This is a genomic window from Rhizobium sp. WSM4643, from assembly GCF_025152745.1.
Lineage (GTDB): Bacteria > Pseudomonadota > Alphaproteobacteria > Rhizobiales > Rhizobiaceae > Rhizobium > Rhizobium leguminosarum_I.
In genome coordinates this window covers 4,299,358-4,315,570 of record NZ_CP104040.1, presented here as the reverse complement: position 1 = coordinate 4,315,570, position 16,213 = coordinate 4,299,358, and the positions used below count along the sequence as shown (strand labels likewise).

The window sequence follows — 16,213 nt, the reverse complement described above, 5'->3', positions numbered from 1 at the left end:
CAGTCATGGATATGCAGACCTCGTTTCTGGACCGGCTTTTCGAATCCGGTCTGCTGATCGATACCGGCATCGACGGGCTCTACGGCCGCAGCGGCCAGTTCGAAGACGTGATCGCCGCCTTCGAGCGCCTGATCGACACGTTCGGCGGCGCCGATGGTGCCGAAGCCATGCGCTTTCCGCCCGGCATGAACCGCGCCTTCTTCGAAAAGAGCGGCTACATGAAGAGCTTTCCGCAGCTCGCCGGCACGGTCCACAGCTTCTGCGGCAGCGAACTCGATCATGTCAGCCTGCTGCAATGCATGGAAGTCGGCGAAGACTGGACCAAGGGGCAGGAGGCAACCGACATCGTGCTGACGCCGGCTGCCTGCTATCCGCTCTATCCGACGATCGCCAAGCGCGGCAACCTGCCGAAGACGGGTGGCCTCTTCGATCTGCAATCCTATTGCTTCCGCCATGAGCCGTCGAAAGACCCTGCCCGCCAGCAGCTGTTCCGCATGCGTGAATATGTCTGCATGGGCACCGAGCTGCACGTCACCGATTTCCGCCAGCGCTGGATGGATCGCGGCGTCGAGATGATGAAGGCGGTCGGCCTCGATGTGACGATCGACGTCGCCAATGATCCGTTCTTCGGCCGCGCCGGCAAGATGCTCGCCAATAATCAGCGGGACCAGAACCTGAAGTTCGAGCTGCTGATCCCGATCACCTCGGCTGCCAATCCGACCGCCTGCATGAGCTTCAACTACCATCAGGATGCCTTCGGCACGAAGTGGGGTCTCAATCTCGAAGACGGCAGTGTCGCGCACACCGCCTGCGTCGGCTTCGGATTGGAGCGCATCGCCCTTGCCCTCTTCCATCATCACGGGCTCGATGTGAAGCAATGGCCGGCCAGCGTACGGAAAGCGCTGTGGGGCTGAGCAAATCGATGACATCGGTCTTTTCGGGAATCGACCCCGAAACCTACCGGGCGCATGCGCTGCATTCCGGCGAGCGCGCCTGGCCGGAAACCAACTGCTATGTCGATCTCTGGATCGAGGTACTGGCGACATCAGGCGTTGCGCCGGAGGCGATGCTGGGTTTTACCCTGACGCAGGATTTCGAGGGCGACCAGTTCACCTTCTTCAAGGTGCCGCTGGAGGATCTCGAAGTGCTCTACGGCATTCGTGCGACCGAGCTTGCCATCTACGACCGTGTCGAACGCCATGTCGAGGTTCAGATCGCGCGGGCCCGTCTCTGCCTGATCGAAATGGATTCCTTCTACATGCCGGATACGCGCGGCACCGCCTACCGGCAGGAGCACGGCAAGACGACGGTTGCGATCAACCGACTGGACGTCGCGGCCAAGCGCGTCGATTATTTCCACAATGCCGGTTATTTCAGTCTCGAAGGCGAGGATTTCGACGGGCTGTTCCAGCTGCATCGGGAAAACGACCCGCCGTTCCTTCCCTATGCGGAATTTGCTCGGTTCCCGGAAAAGCCCGCGGATGAAGCGCATCTGCGCGCGACCGCGCGGCGGCTTGCCGGCTTTCACTTTGCCCGGCGTCCCCGCGAAAACCCGATCCGCGCCTTTGCAGGCGTCTTTCCGCAACAGGTCGAAGCGGTGGCGGAACGGCCGTTCGGCTTCTTCCACAAATACGCCTTCAACACGCTTCGCCAGGTGGGCGCCAATTTCGAACTGGCGGCCGATTACCTCACCTGGCTCTCCCCTGATGAATTCACGGCTGCCGCCGAGCATGCCAGGCGCATTTCCGAGGTGGCGAAATCGGTGCAGTTCCAGCTTGCCCGCGCCGTCACCCGCAAGAAGTTCGAGCCGTTGCAGGCAGCACTTGATCCGGCCGCCGATGCATGGGATTCCATGATGGCGTCGCTTGCGGGGCGAATCTGAGGCCGGAGATCTGACCATGCGGGGGCGTTTGGCAAGCATCGGTGCCGAGGAAAGTCTACTTTCCGAAGGCTGGAACCTGATCCTGACGGAGCCGGGTGCCTGTGCCCTGCCGCACGACATCCCACTTTCCGCACAGTCCATTCCGGCTCCCGTTCCCGGGACCGTCGCCGCAGCACTCGAAAAAGCCGGTCTCTTCGATCGGGAAAATCCCGAGCCGCTGAACACGCGGGACGCCTGGTATCTCTGCCGGCTTTTCGATGCCGAGCCGGGTGACGCGATCCTGCGTTTCGCAGGGCTGGCGACGCTCTGCCACGTCTTCCTGAACGGCCAGGAAATCCTGTTTTCCGAGAGCATGTTCACGGCGCACGAGATTCCGGTGACACTTTCGGGCGGCGACGAGCTGGCCCTGTGCTTCCGGGCGCTCGGCCCCCGCCTGTCGGAGCCGGGCCCGCGCGCGCGCTGGCGGCCGCAGATGATCACGCCGGCGGGCTTGAAGAATTTCCGCACGACTCTGCTCGGCCATATGCCGGGCTGGTGCCCCGATATCCATGCCGTCGGGCCATGGCGGCCGATTTCGATGGTGCGGCGCAATCCCGTCTCGATCGACAATGTTTCCATCCGCGCCGTGTTGGAGGAGAGTGGCGTCGGCCGACTCAGCGTTTCCCTGCACAGCAATGCCGAGGATCCGGCAATGCTGCTGCACTGCGGCGGGATGGAGCAACCCTTCGAAAAGGTCGGCGACAGTCATTACTCGGCTATCCTCAAGCTTTCCGACATCGAGGCCTGGTGGCCGCACACGCATGGCGCTCCGCGTCTCTACGAACTGACGCTGGTTTCCGACGGGGTGGAATATCCGCTCGGCAGGACCGGCTTCCGGCGCGTCGACATCGACCGCGGTGCCGATGGCGATGACTTCGCGCTCCTCGTCAACGGCGAACGCATCTTCTGCCGTGGTGCGGTGTGGACGACGGCCGATATCGTGCGATTGCCGGGCGGGCGGGCGGATTACGAGCCGTTCCTGCGGCTTGCTGCCGGAGCCGGCATGAACATGATCCGCATCGGCGGCACCATGGCCTACGAGACACCAGATTTCTTCGCGCTTTGCGACGAGCTCGGCCTGCTGGTCTGGCAGGATTTCATGTTCGCCAATTTCGATTATCCGCGCAACGACAAGGCTTTTCTTGGCCACGTGCATGCGGAGGTCGAGGAATTCCTGCACGGCGTGCAGGCGTCGCCTTCGCTGGCCGTGCTCTGCGGCGGCAGCGAAATCCTCCAGCAGGCGGCAATGCTCGGCCTGCCGGCGGAATTCTGGAGCGGGCCGGTCACCGATGAAATCATTCCGGCGGTCGTCGCGCGCATGCGCCCCAATGTGCCCTACATGCCGAACTCACCCTATGGCGGGGCGATGCCCTTTTCGCCGAATGCCGGTATCGCCCATTATTACGGCGTCGGCGCCTATATGCGGCCGATTGCGGATGCGCGCCGCGCCGATGTGCGTTTTGCCTCCGAAAGCCTCGCCTTCGCGCATGTGCCGCAGCAAAGGACGCTGAAGCATCATCTCGATGTGCCCGCCGTCCACAGCCCGCTATGGAAGGCCCGCGTGCCCCGCGATCGCAGCGCATCGTGGGATTTCGAGGATGTTCGCGATTTCTACCTGCAGCTTCTCTACGGTTTCGATCCCGCTCAGCTGCGCCGCGAAGATCCGGAACGCTATCTCGATCTCTCCCGCGCCGTCACCGGCGAGGTGATCGAAGAGACTTTTGCCGAATGGCGGCGCAAGGGCTCCGCCTGCAATGGCGCGCTCGTCTGGACGCTGCAGGACCTGCTGCCCGGCCCTGGCTGGGGGGTGATCGATTCCACCGGAGAGCCGAAGCCCGTCTGGTATGCGATGCGCCGTGCATTCCGGCCGGTGCAAGTGGTCTTCACCGACGAGGGAACGAACGGTCTCGACGTGCATGTCGTCAACGACACGGATGCCGCGCTCGACGTCGAACTCGAGGTCGTCTGCCTGCGCGACGGAAAACAGCAGGTCGTCAGCGGCAGCAGGGCCTTCAAGCTAGCGGCAAGAGACACTGAGCGCCTTGCCTGCACGGCGCTGTTCGGCGCCTTTTTCGATACGACCTATGCCTTCCGTTTCGGGCCGCCGGCGCATGATGCAAGTGTGGCGCGCCTGCGCTCGCTGGCGGATGGCGCCCTTCTCGCCGAGAGCTTCCACTTCCCGTGCGGACGGGGGAAGGCGCTGCATGATGCCAGTATCGAAGCATCATTCGGCAGAGACGGCGACGGCTGGTTCGTCGATCTCAGGACCCACCGGCTGGCGCAATCGGTGCATATCGACGTCGAAGACTATCGAGCCGACGACGACTGGTTCCACCTTGCCCCCGGCGCGATGCGGCGGGTGAGGCTCCACGCGCTGTCCGGCGTGGAAAGCGACATTCCGCCTGCAGGCGAGATCAGAAGTCTAGGCAGTTCGCATCGCGTCGCAATCGAGGGCTGACGCCGCTGCGAAGGATGATGCCGATCCATTGGGAAAGACCGTGATTTGAGAACGATATACCGCTTTCTGCGCGCCCATGTCCTGCAGCGGCTGATCCCGCGGTCGCGTCTTGCTTTCAACCCGCGCAGGCCGGTGGAAGTCGTCGGTTATCTCTCGATGGCGGTCGGCGTCGGCGAATCGGCAAGGCTCTGCGCCGACGCGTTGTCGAAGGCGGGGCAGGCGATTTCGCTCTCCGATGTCAGCACGCATCCTGACGAAAATTCCTTCGCCGGATGGATGCCGTCGCATCTCACCGCCGAACCCGCGGGAAGCCGGATCTGGCATCTCAATCCGCCGATGCTGCCGCGCGCCATCCTGAAGAAGGGCGTTGCCAATTTCACCCGCGCCTTCAACATCGGCTATTTCGCCTGGGAGCTCGAAATCGTCCCGGCGGAGTGGCGCAATGCGATGCATTACATGAATGCCGTCTTCGTGCCGTCGGAATTCACCAGGCGGGCGATTGCACCGCTCACTGCGGCACCGGTCATCGTCGTTCCGCATCCCGTCACCGAGAAGCCGGCGACGGAAGGCATTCGCCAGAAATTCGGCGTCGAGGAAGACGCCTTTCTGGTCAGCTTCATCTTCAGCGCTGGCTCCTCGATCAACCGGAAGAATCCGCAGGCCGTCATCGAGGCCTTCCGGATATTCGCTGCCGAATGCCCCAGCGCCTTCCTGTTGATGAAGGCCAGCGGCGATATCAACAAGGATGAAAGCCTGCGCGAACTGGTCGCCTCGGTCGCAGGCAACACTCGGATCAGGATCGTCACCGACAGGCTGTCGGATTCCGATATCAACGGGCTCATCCACTGCTCCGACGCCTATCTTTCGCTGCATCGTTCCGAGGGTTTCGGGCTGACGGTGGCCGAGGCGATCATGCAGCGTACGCCGGTCGTGTCCACGGCCTGGTCGGGCACGTTGGATTTCTGCGATCCCGACAATAGCTGGCTGGTTGCCTCTCCCCTCATTCCGGTGGTCGATACCCATCCGGAATTTGCCGGGCTCAAGGGTGCGGTCTGGGCCGATCCTTCTCCCGAAGTGGCGGCTACGCACTTGCGGGACATCTTCCGCGCGCCTGAGCGAGCGCGCGCGAAGGCCGAGAAGGCGCGAGCGTTCCTGCTGCGCTACCTCGCCGAGAACAGCTATGACAAGGCGCTCCAGGCGCTGGAAGCGATGCAGGCCGCCTAACGTGACGTCGTCACTCCGCTTTATTTTAACATTTTCGCATTAGAGATGGCAGGTATGCGGCGGTAGGCCGATCCTGACGGATGGACAGATGTCGAAGGGTATTATCGCAAACTCGGTGATGAACGCGGCGGCAGGTATGCTGCTGCTTCTGACGGGCTTTGTGTCATCGATCATAACCGCGCGGCTGCTCGGGCCGGAAGCCAACGGCATCGTCGCCTTTTCGCTCTGGCTGGTGGTGACCGGCGCCTCGATCGCCGAGCTCGGCTCCAGCATCACGCTGCTGAAGACATTGCCGCAACTTTCGGCGGAAGGCTTCGACGCGCGCCGCCGGCGGGGTTTTGCCGCCATCCTCGTCAGCTTCATGATGTTCTCGACCGTCGTGCTGCTGGCGCTCTACGCGTTATTCTTCCTGACCTCCGAAAAGATGCACTGGGCCGACACGGCGCCATCCGTCGCTCTGGTCACGGGCGTGCTGTTTTTCATCCAGGCGATCGGTTCCTTCGTCAAATTCTACCTGATCGGTGAAAAGAAGCTGGGCGCCTTCTTTAAGCTGACGGTCGCCGTCTCGATCGTGCAGCTTGCCGGCGTTGCCGTCGGTGCCGTTTTCTATGGCGTCGAAGGCGTTCTCGTCGGTTATGCGCTCGGCCAGCTGGTGCTATTCTTCGCCACGCTGCCGATCCTTATTGCGCGGCGCGACTGGTGCGGAGTCTCGCTGAAATATCTCGCCTCCTCCTCCGTCATCCTGTCGATCCAGTTCATCATCGATTCCATCTTCCTCAACCGGCTCGAGCTGCTCTTCCTGCAGCAGTTCTGGTCGGTGGAGATGGTCGGCTATTATGCCGTCGGCCTGTCGATCGCGAATATTGCGCTGCAACTGCCGATCCAGATGACCGGCAGCCTGCTGCCCTATTATTCCGAGCGGCGCCACGGCAGCGACGATTCGACATTGCCGGTCGAGGTCTTCGCCGCCGTCACCCGCAGCATGGCCTATATCGTGCTGCCGATGAGCCTCGGGCTTGCCGCGATCTCCAGCGAACTGGTGCTCGTGGTGTTCGGCGAAGCGTTCCGCCGTAGCGGGACGGTGGTGGCGCTGCTTGCGCTCGTCGCTCCCGCCTATACCTTCATGCAGATCCTCAGTCTCTACCTTCTGTCGATGGACAGGGCCCGCTCCCGCCTGAACATCAGTGTGATAGGTGGCCTACTGATGGTAGCGGGTTGTTTACTGATCGTACCTAGGCTTGCAGCCGAGGGTGCTGCAATCGTGCGCATCCTCGTATTCGTTGCGATGTCGGTGATGATGATCAGGCAGACAGGATTCGGATCCCAGCTTTCGGGCCTCTACGCAAGCTTGACGAAGGTGACGCTCGCCTCCGTCCTCTGTGCTTGCGGAGCGATTTCCGTGCTGGAATTCGTCCAGGGTCCGGCCGGGCTGGTCGGCGCGATCATCGCCGGCGCATTCGCTTATTTCGCAGCACTTCGGGTGCTGCGCGCCGTGCCGGGCGAGGATATCGAAGTCATGCGCTCCATTCTCGACAAGATGCCGTCCCTGCTGCGGCGACCTGTGGGACATGCGATCAATTTCATCGCGCCGCGGCTTCCCGGCGATCCCGATCGCGCCAAGGTCGCGCCCGGTGAATTCTCGCTGGAACCGGCCGAGGGTGCGGGGCGCAGTGCTGCCCTGCCTGTCGTCTTCGATGGCACGGTCGGGCTGTTCATGCCTGAGAATCCTCTCGCCAAGAAACGTTCGGCCGCCGTGCTCTTCGTCAGCCCCTGGGGTTTCGAGGAGATGTGCAGCCGTAAATTCTTCCGCGTCGCGGCTGAGCATTTCTCGGATATCGGCGTGCCGAGCCTGCGCTTCGATTATCGCGGCACCGGCGACGCGCTCGATTTCGGGGCGCTGCCGGCAAGGCTGGAAACCTGGGAAAATTCGATCCGTGCGGCCGCCGACAAGCTGAAGTCGCAGAGCGGCTGCGACCGTATCGTCCTCATCGCACAGGGCCTCGGCGCGACGCTTGCCCACCGCGTCGGTTCGTCGATCGAAGGCGTCGACAGCCTCGTCATGCTGGCGCCTGTGCTGAGCGGCAGGGCCTATCTGCGCGAACTCAACATGTGGTCCAAGATCATCGATGCCGATCTCGGCCTTGGCAAGGAGCATGTCCAGACCGCGAAGGTGCAGATCGCCGGGCTCGTCATGCCCGAAGAGATTGCTGCCGAGCTCGGCAAGCTCAACATTGCCTCGCCGCAGGGGCTCGCAGCCTCCCGCTATCTGATCCTAGAACGTCCTGCCAAGGCCGAGGATACCGGCTTTGCCGATGCGCTGAAGGCGCTTGGCGCCGATGTCGAGCAGACGGCCTTCGAAGGCTATGACGAGCTCGCCACCAATCCGCTGTTTGCCAAGACGCCGATGGCTGTCGTCGCGCTGCTGACGACGTGGCTGGAGGCAGCGACGACAGAGACATCCATCGCCCATTCATCGGCGGCGATCGACAACTCGTTGCTTGCCGGCGACGGTTTTGCTGAAACGCCGGTCCGATTCGGAAGCCATAATCATCTAGTCGGCGTCGTCAGCCGGCCGCTCGGCGAGATCAAGGGCAATGCCGTGCTCTTCCTGTCGACGGCCTATGACCGGCATGCCGGCTGGGGACGGACGACGGTCGATATGGCACGCGAGCTCGCCCGCCAAGGCGTCGTTTCGCTGCGCTTCGATTCCGCTAATGTCGGCGACAGCCCACCGCGGCCGGACGCGCCGGAACAGGTGCTTTATTCGGACACGCAGACCGCGGATGCGGTCGCCGCGCTCGACCTGCTCGAAAGCGTCGTCACCGGCCCCGTCATGGTCGCCGGCCGATGCAGCGGCGGCTATGTCGCCTTCCGCGCCGGCGTCGCCGACGAGCGCTTGAAGGCTGTCGTGTCGATCAATCCCTTCGTCTATTACTGGGATCCCGACATGCCGGTGCGCAGGGAGCATGTCGTCTCCGTTCCCCGCAGCCTCGATGATTACAGCCAGCGCCTGGCGCGGCTCGACACGCTGAAACGGCTGCTGCGTGGCCAGGTGGATGTCGTCTCGGCATTGCAGAACATCGTCATCGCCGCCGGTCGCCGGCTGTCGCCGTGGATCGCGCCGCTCCTCGAGCTGCTCCCCGACCGGAGCCACATCGCCCGCGAGGTTCGGCACTCCTTCGCGCTGTTCGGCAAACGCAAGGTGCCGCTGACGCTGATCTACAGCGAGGGCGATGTCGGGCTCGACCACGTCTATTTCCACTTCGGGCCGCGCGGCGCCAGGCTTTCCCGCTATCCGAACGTGCGGCTGCTGATGCTGCCGGATGCCGATCACAATCTGACGCCGCCGAAATCGCGCAAATTCGTGCTCGACGAGATCATCCGTCTGGCGAGAGCGTGATTGGGGATTTTACAGTGCCGCGCGTCTTTTCACACGCCCAACGCTGCAGCGCCTATGCCGTAAAAAGACAGGATCAGATGCTTTGCGCGGCGACGACGACATCCAGCGATCTGTAGAGATCGATATAACGCCCGGCGACGATATCCCAGGAATAGCCGCGGGCGGCATCGAGAAGCTCGGCTCGAACGGTGTCCGGTTGGCGCGAAAGGGTTTCATGCGCTGATTCGATCGCCGTGGCGGCGGTCTCAGGATTGGTGAAATCGGCAAGCATGAGAACGGGATGCCGGGCAGCAAGCGTCGTAAAGGCATCGTTGGCGTTCAGCACCGGCAGGAGGCCGGCGCTCATCGCCTCCAGCGCCACCAGGCCGAAACCTTCATATTCCGAGGCGGAAGCGAAAATCGAGGCTTCTGCGATGACGCGCCGGATGGTGTCGTTCTCCGGCGACACATGCAGGGTGACGCGGCCGGAAAGATGACGGCTTTCGATTGCCCCTTCGACATCCGCCCGGTTCAGGTCGGATTCGGCGCCGATAATGTCGAGATGCCACTCCGGATCACGGGTCTTCAGCATGGCCATCGCATCGAGCAGGTGGTCCAGCCGCTTGTTCACCGAGAACCGGCCGATCGTGACGATGCGGCGCTTTGCCCGGCGCGAAGCGGTGTCGGCGAACTTGCCGATATCGGCGCCGTTTTCGATCAGGAGGCTGTCAGGCACGATCTCGGAAAACTGCTTGAGGTCGGAGGCGCTGCAGCAGACGACGCGGCGGTAGGCCATCGCCGAAGCCCGGGTCAGCGTCTGGAACCAGATCTTCTTGATTGTCGCGTATTTCCGCGTGTGGAAGAAGCCGCCATGAGTGGTGACGATCATCGGCTTGCCGTGCAGCAGCCGGCCCCAGGCAAGTGCGTCGAAGAAGAAATCGATGGCATGGACATGCACGAGATCGGCATCGGCGAGATGGCGGAAGACCTGCGGTGCCAGCGGATAGCGGCTGGTGCCGGACCAGGGGATGCGCACCACCTCGATACCGTCGATATCTTCGCGAAGCGGCAGCTTGTCCTCTGGCGTCGTAAAGAGCGAATCCAGCGTGACGACGCGCACGCGATAACCGCGGCGCACTGTCTGGCGGGCGAGATTGGCGACCACGTCTTCCAGGCCGCCGCGGTTGGGCAGGAACTGGCGCACGACATGGACGATCAGCGGAGCCGTTTCCACCTGCGGCACCGCGCGCGCCCTATCTGCCTCGACGATCGACATTTTCCACCTATCGCTGCACCTGCCGGCCTGCGCTGACGCGGGCCCGTGATAGCAACGACCAGACATGCCCGGCGTTAAGGCGCGGTTTAGGCGACCGCTTGCGAGGGCCAATCTTCGCGAAAAGGGTTAACCGTGTCTGACGGGAATTCAGAGTGTTTCCGTTTTTCTCGAGTCACGGAAACGCTCTATCTCTTTTGTTTTCACGCAATTCCGGACGCAAAACCGCTGCGCACTTTTGCTGGAATTGCTCTAGAATGCCTTGAAGGTCAGCGTCGTCAGCGAGCGGACGATGCCGGGAATATTGGCGATGTTCTCGTTGATGAATTTGCCGATATCCTGGCCTTCCTCGATATAGACCTTCAGCAGCAGATCGTAGTCGCCGCTTGTGGAATAGAGCTCCGAGACCAGTTCGGTCTGGTAGATGGCGTCGGCGACCTCATAGGTCTTGCCGGGTGCGCATTGGAGCTGGACGAAGATCGGCTTCATGGAGATTTCCTGCAAAGTTGTTTGGCTGATATAATGGTCGAAAGCGCGATGCCGATGCAAGCCGTTCGTCACGCAGCCGGGTCGGCGGCCGCTTCCGCGACGATCCAGTCGCGAAAGGCGGCAAGTGGCGCATAGTCGGCGCGCTCGGGTGGAAAGGCGAGATAATAGCGCTCGCGACTTTCCATCTCACGATCGACAGCGGCGACGAGATCGCCGCGCCTGATCTCCTCCTGCATCAGGAATGTCGGCAGCAGGGCGACGCCGAGGCCGGCGATTGCCGCCTGCGCGGCGGTGGCGAACTGGTCGAAGAGCATGCCGTGCACGTTTTCGAAGGAAACGCCATTGCCGGCGAACCATTGCTCCCAGGCGTCAGGACGCGTCGTCAGGTGCAGAAGCGGAACGGCGAGCAGATCTTCTGGTTCTGAGATCGCGTATCGCTTCAGAAAATCCGGACTGCAGGCCGGCACCGTGCGCTCCGACATCAGAAGCGCGAGTTCGGCGCCTGGCCAGTGCGGGTGGCCGAAATGGATGGCGGCGTCGATCGAATCGAGGCGGAAATCGAAGGGCGAAAGCCGGGTCACCAGATTGATGGTCACGCCGGCATTGGCGGCGAGAAAGCGCCCCAAGCGCGGCGCCAGCCAGCGCGTGCCGAAGGTCGGTAGGATGGCGAGGTTAAGCGTGCCGCCATGGGGATTGGCGCGCAGGTTGAGCGAAGCGCTCGATATGCGCCGCAGCGCCTCGCGAATCTCGCGGGCATATCCGTCACCGGCAAGCGTCAGCCGCATGGTCTGGCGTTCGCGCAGGAAGAGCTCGACGCCGAGCTGCTCCTCCAGCGCGCTTACCTGGCGGCTGACGGCGCTCTGCGTCAGATCGAGTTCGCGCGCCGCTGCCGTCACGCTGCCGGTGCGGGCAACCGCCTCGAAGGCGGCGAGATGCGAAATCGATGGCAGAAAACGTCTGGACGTCAGCATGGTCATTCCGTTTCAGAATGGGCTATTTCCGAAATAGCGATATTTGCGCCTTTGTCGCGCGTGTAAAGAGGTTCATCCTGCAAAAACGGAATGATCCGGAGTTTCCCAATGCCGCAAAGCTTCGTTTCCCCAGACCGCATCCGATCGCTTTTCACCGAGGCGATGTCGCAGATGTACCGGGCGGAGGTGCCGCAATACGGCACGCTGATCGAACTGGTGGCGGATGTGAATGCCAGCTGCCTCGAAAGGGATCCCGACCTGCGCGCGCGCCTGGCCCGCGCCGGCGAGCTGGAGCGTATCGAGGTCGAGCGTCACGGCGCTATCCGGCTCGGTACGGCAGATGAGCTCTTCACCATTCGCCGGCTGTTTGCGGTCATGGGCATGCAGCCGGTCGGCTATTACGATCTTTCGGTCGCCGGCGTGCCGGTTCATTCCACCAGCTTCCGGCCGATCGACGAGGCCGCGCTCAATGTCAATCCATTCCGCGTCTTCACCTCGTTGCTGCGACTGGAACTAATCGAGGACGAAGGACTGCGCGGCGAGGCCGAAGCCATCCTGGCCAAACGGCGGATCTACACACCGCGCGCCATCGCGCTGATCGAGCGCCACGAGCACATGGGCGGCCTGAGCGAGGCGGAAGCGACGGAATTCGTCGCCGAGGCGCTGGAAACCTTCCGCTGGCATGGCGAAGCGACGGTCAGCGCCGAAACCTACAAGCGCCTGCATGATGCCCATCGGCTGATCGCCGACGTCGTCAGCTTCAAGGGACCGCACATCAACCATCTGACGCCGCGCACGCTCGATATCGATGCGGTCCAGGCCCTCATGCCGGAACGCGGCATCACGCCGAAGGCTGTCATCGAAGGGCCGCCGCGCCGTCATTGCGATATCCTGCTGCGGCAGACGAGTTTCAAGGCGCTGGAGGAAACGATCGCCTTTTCCGATGATGACGATGCGATACAAGGGACGCATACCGCCCGCTTCGGCGAGATCGAACAGCGCGGCGTGGCGTTGACGGCGAAGGGCCGGGCGCTCTACGACCAGCTGCTCGCCTCGGTTCGCGGCGAGGTGCAGGTGGGCGCCGGCGGCGCCAAGGCCGGCGTCTACGATCACGAACTCGCCGCGCGTTTCAAGGCGCTGCCGGACAGCTGGGACGAGCTGCGCAGGGCGGATCTGGCCTTCTTCCGCTATTCCGCGACGCCTGCGGGCATTGCCGCTGCGGTCGGCAGCAGGCTGCCCAGCGATCCGGAGGCGCTGATCGCCGGAGGTTACCTTGCCTTCACCCCGATCGTCTATGAAGACTTCCTGCCCGTCAGCGCGGCCGGCATCTTCCAGTCGAACCTCGGCACCGACCAGCAGCAGAACTATGCGACCCGCTCGAACCGTGACGCCTTCGAAGCAGCACTGGGTGCTACCGTTCAGGACGAGCTGGCGCTTTACGCCGAACGCCAGGCCGCATCGCTGGATTCGGCGCTGGAGGCGCTCGGCCTTGCGGGCCTGCCGCTGAAGATCGTTGCGTGAAATGGCTGCTTCAACGCTTTCTTTTATGCATTAGAGTATCCGCGATTTCGCTCTGATCGGACTGAGCCATGCTGAATGATCCGCGCTCCCACGGCCTCTGGGAAAAGACAGCGCCCGAAGCGCCGACAACCTCGCCTCTCGAAGGCGCGGTATCAGCCGATGTCGTCATCGTCGGCGGCGGTTACACCGGCCTCTCTTCCGCCCTGCATCTTGCCGAAGCCGGGTCGAAGGTGGTGCTGCTGGAAGCCAAGGAAATCGGCTTCGGCGGCGCGGGGCGCAATGTCGGGCTGATCAATGCCGGCATGTGGGTGATGCCGAACGATCTGCCCGGCGTGCTCGGCCCGGTGCATGGCGAACGTCTGCTCGATCTGCTCGGCAATGCGCCGAAGCTCGTCATGGAGCTGATCGACAAACATCAGATTGCTTGCGAACTCGAACGGAATGGCACGCTGCATTGCGCGGTCGGCGCGGATGGGCTGAAGGAGATCGAGGATCGCGCGGCGCAATGGTCCGCCCGCGGCGCCGCCGTGACGCTGCTCGATGCAGCAGAAACGGCCAAACGCATCGGCAGCGATGCCTATACCGGTTCGCTGCTCGACAAACGCGCCGGAACGCTGCAGCCGCTTGCCTATGCGCGCGGCCTTGCCCATGCCGCCGTCAAATCAGGCGTCACCATTCATACATCCAGCCCGGTCGTTGCAACGGAGCGTAACGGCAGCCGCTGGACCGTGAAGACATCAAGCGGCGAAGTCAGCGCCGAGTGGATCGTCGTCGCGACGGATGCCTACAGCACCGGTCCATGGGAGCAGGTGCGTAGCGAACAGGTGCATCTGCCCTATTTCAATTTTGCCACCGTGCCGCTCGGCCACAACCTGCGCCAGTCGATCCTGCCCGGGCGGGAAGGCGCATGGGATACCAAGGAAATTCTCTCCTCCTTCCGCATGGATCAGGCCGGCCGTCTCATTTTTGGCAGTGTCGGGGCGCTGCGCAATACCGGACTGGCCGTACACAAGGGTTGGGCCAAACGCGCATTGAAGCGGCTCTTCCCTGTGATCGGCGACGTCGAATTCGAGTGTGAATGGTATGGCCATATCGGCATGACCGACAATGCGCTGCCGCGCTTCCACAAATTCGCACCTGGTGTCGTCGGCTTTTCGGGCTACAATGGCCGCGGCATTGCCCCCGGTACGGTCTTCGGCCGTACGCTGGCGGAGCATATCCTCGGCCGGCTTCCGGAAGCCGATCTGCCGCTGCCGCTGACTTCGCCCACCGAGCCAAGCTTCCGTGCACTCAAGGAAATATGGTACGAAGCCGGCGCTCAGGTCGCCCATTTCGCCGATGCACGCTTCTGAGAATAATAAGATTGGAAACACGACAATGACCATCGCCGTCCTCGATCTCGCCACCGAAACCGCCAAACTGCTTGCCGAACTCGGCGTCGATGCCGGCCGCTACCACGGCGGCACGCTTTCCGTCACCTCGCCGGTCACCGGCAAGGAAATCGGCAAACTCAGGGAACATTCCGTTTCCGAGACGAAGGCGGCAATCGATGAGGCACATCAGGCCTTCCTCGAATGGCGTGCCGTGCCGGCGCCGAAGCGCGGCGAACTGGTCCGCCTGCTCGGCGAGGAACTGCGCGCCTCCAAGGCGGCGCTCGGCCGTCTCGTTTCGATCGAGGTTGGCAAGATCACTTCGGAAGGTCTGGGCGAAGTGCAGGAGATGATCGACATCTGCGATTTCGCGGTCGGCCTTTCCCGTCAGCTCTATGGCCTGACGATTGCCACGGAGCGCTCCGAGCACCGGATGATGGAAAGCTGGCATCCGCTCGGCGTGATCGGCATCATCTCCGCCTTCAACTTCCCGGTTGCCGTCTGGTCGTGGAATGCCGCACTTGCGATGGTCTGCGGCAATTCCACCGTCTGGAAGCCCTCGGAAAAGACGCCGTTGACGGCGCTTGCCGTGCAGGCGCTGTTCGAAAAGGCGCTGAAGCGTTTCGTCGCCGAGGGCGGTAGCGCACCGGCCAATCTGTCGACGCTGATCATCGGCGGCCGCGAGGTCGGCGAAGTGCTGGTCGATCATCCGAAGGTCCCGCTGGTTTCCGCCACCGGCTCGACGGCGATGGGCCGCGCCGTCGGTCCGCGCCTGTTGCAGCGTTTTGCCCGCGCCATTCTCGAACTCGGCGGCAACAATGCGGCGATCGTCTGCCCGTCGGCCGATCTCGACCTGACGCTGCGCGGCGTCGCCTTCTCCGCCATGGGCACGGCCGGCCAGCGTTGCACGACGCTGCGCCGTCTCTTCGTGCATGACAGCGTCTACGACCAGCTGGTGCCGCGCCTGCAGAAGGCCTATGGCTCCGTCACCATCGGCAATCCGCTCGAAAGCGGTACGCTTGTGGGACCGCTGATCGACGGCCAGGCTTTCGAGAAGATGCAGGCAGCGCTTGGCGAGGCGAAATCGGCCGGCGGCACGGTGACCGGCGGCGAACGCGTCGACAATGGCTCGGCTGAGGCCTTCTACGTTCGCCCGGCGCTTGTCGAAATGCCGAATCAGACCGGCCCGGTCGAGCACGAGACCTTCGCGCCGATCCTTTATGTGATGAAATACAGCGACTTCGACGAGGTGCTGGCATTGCACAATGCCGTGCCGCAGGGGCTGTCGTCGTCGATCTTCACCAACGACATGCGCGAAGCCGAAACCTTCGTCTCCGCCCGCGGTTCGGATTGCGGCATCGCCAACGTCAACCTTGGGCCATCGGGTGCCGAGATCGGCGGCGCCTTCGGCGGCGAGAAGGAGACCGGCGGCGGCCGCGAATCCGGCTCGGATGCCTGGAAAGCCTATATGCGCCGCTCCACCAACACGATCAACTATGGCCGGACGCTGCCGCTTGCCCAAGGCGTCAAGTTCGACGTCGAATAAGCCACTGAAACAGAGGCGGCGCTCGGGGAGCGTCGCCTTTGTGGCCAAATCGAAATCTATT

11 protein-coding genes are annotated in these 16,213 nt (G+C 63.0%); 8 read left to right on the top strand and 3 right to left on the bottom strand.

The genetic code is table 11. The features are described 5' to 3' along the window. Positions 1-5: 5 nt before the first annotated feature. From N1937_RS21300 to N1937_RS21280, 5 genes are all read left to right on the top strand, one after another. The gene (locus N1937_RS21300; RefSeq protein ID WP_025396393.1) at positions 6-914 is read left to right on the top strand and encodes an amino acid--[acyl-carrier-protein] ligase; all 909 of its coding nucleotides are present in this window, start codon (positions 6-8) and stop codon (positions 912-914) included. After that, positions 905-1,882, top strand: a complete 978-nt coding sequence (locus N1937_RS21295) for a DUF1839 family protein (protein WP_260059001.1) — start codon at positions 905-907, stop codon at positions 1,880-1,882. The genes N1937_RS21300 and N1937_RS21295 overlap by 10 nt, the downstream gene beginning before the upstream one ends. Before the next feature lie 16 nt (positions 1,883-1,898). Then, positions 1,899-4,379: a glycoside hydrolase family 2 protein gene (locus N1937_RS21290; RefSeq protein ID WP_260056915.1), complete on the top strand. Its 2,481-nt coding sequence runs from the start codon at positions 1,899-1,901 to the stop codon at positions 4,377-4,379. Positions 4,380-4,424: 45 nt separating this feature from the next. After that, positions 4,425-5,603 carry a glycosyltransferase family 4 protein gene (locus N1937_RS21285; RefSeq protein WP_260056914.1) on the top strand — a complete coding sequence of 393 codons (1,179 nt, stop codon included), beginning with the start codon at positions 4,425-4,427 and terminating at the stop codon, positions 5,601-5,603. A gap of 88 nt (positions 5,604-5,691) precedes the next feature. Further along, on the top strand, positions 5,692-9,003 hold the full coding sequence (locus N1937_RS21280; RefSeq protein ID WP_260056913.1) for an oligosaccharide flippase family protein: 3,312 nt from the start codon (positions 5,692-5,694) through the stop codon (positions 9,001-9,003). 73 nt (positions 9,004-9,076) lie between these two features. On the opposite strand, the gene N1937_RS21275 is transcribed toward N1937_RS21280, so the two are convergent. From N1937_RS21275 to N1937_RS21265, 3 genes are all read right to left on the bottom strand, one after another. Then, positions 9,077-10,258, bottom strand: coding sequence for a glycosyltransferase family 4 protein (locus N1937_RS21275; RefSeq protein ID WP_260056912.1), 1,182 nt, complete (start codon positions 10,256-10,258; stop codon positions 9,077-9,079). A 249-nt stretch (positions 10,259-10,507) separates the two neighbouring features. After that, positions 10,508-10,744, bottom strand: coding sequence for an Lrp/AsnC ligand binding domain-containing protein (locus tag N1937_RS21270; protein WP_026154354.1), 237 nt, complete (start codon positions 10,742-10,744; stop codon positions 10,508-10,510). 68 nt (positions 10,745-10,812) lie between these two features. Further along, complete coding sequence (locus N1937_RS21265) at positions 10,813-11,721, bottom strand: LysR family transcriptional regulator (protein WP_017966139.1); 909 nt, start codon at positions 11,719-11,721, stop codon at positions 10,813-10,815. An 84-nt stretch (positions 11,722-11,805) separates the two neighbouring features. Here N1937_RS21265 and hglS point away from each other — a divergent pair, with 84 nt between their 5' ends. The 3 genes from hglS (at position 11,806) to amaB (ending at position 16,152) form a co-directional block, all read left to right on the top strand. Further along, a complete protein-coding gene (hglS, locus tag N1937_RS21260) occupies positions 11,806-13,236 on the top strand; it encodes a 2-oxoadipate dioxygenase/decarboxylase HglS (protein WP_260056911.1) in 1,431 nt (476 codons plus the stop codon). A 68-nt stretch (positions 13,237-13,304) separates the two neighbouring features. After that, positions 13,305-14,588: an NAD(P)/FAD-dependent oxidoreductase gene (locus N1937_RS21255; protein ID WP_260056910.1), complete on the top strand. Its 1,284-nt coding sequence runs from the start codon at positions 13,305-13,307 to the stop codon at positions 14,586-14,588. 25 nt (positions 14,589-14,613) lie between these two features. After that, on the top strand, positions 14,614-16,152 hold the full coding sequence (amaB, locus tag N1937_RS21250) for an L-piperidine-6-carboxylate dehydrogenase (RefSeq protein ID WP_260056909.1): 1,539 nt from the start codon (positions 14,614-14,616) through the stop codon (positions 16,150-16,152). Positions 16,153-16,213 lie beyond the last annotated feature (61 nt).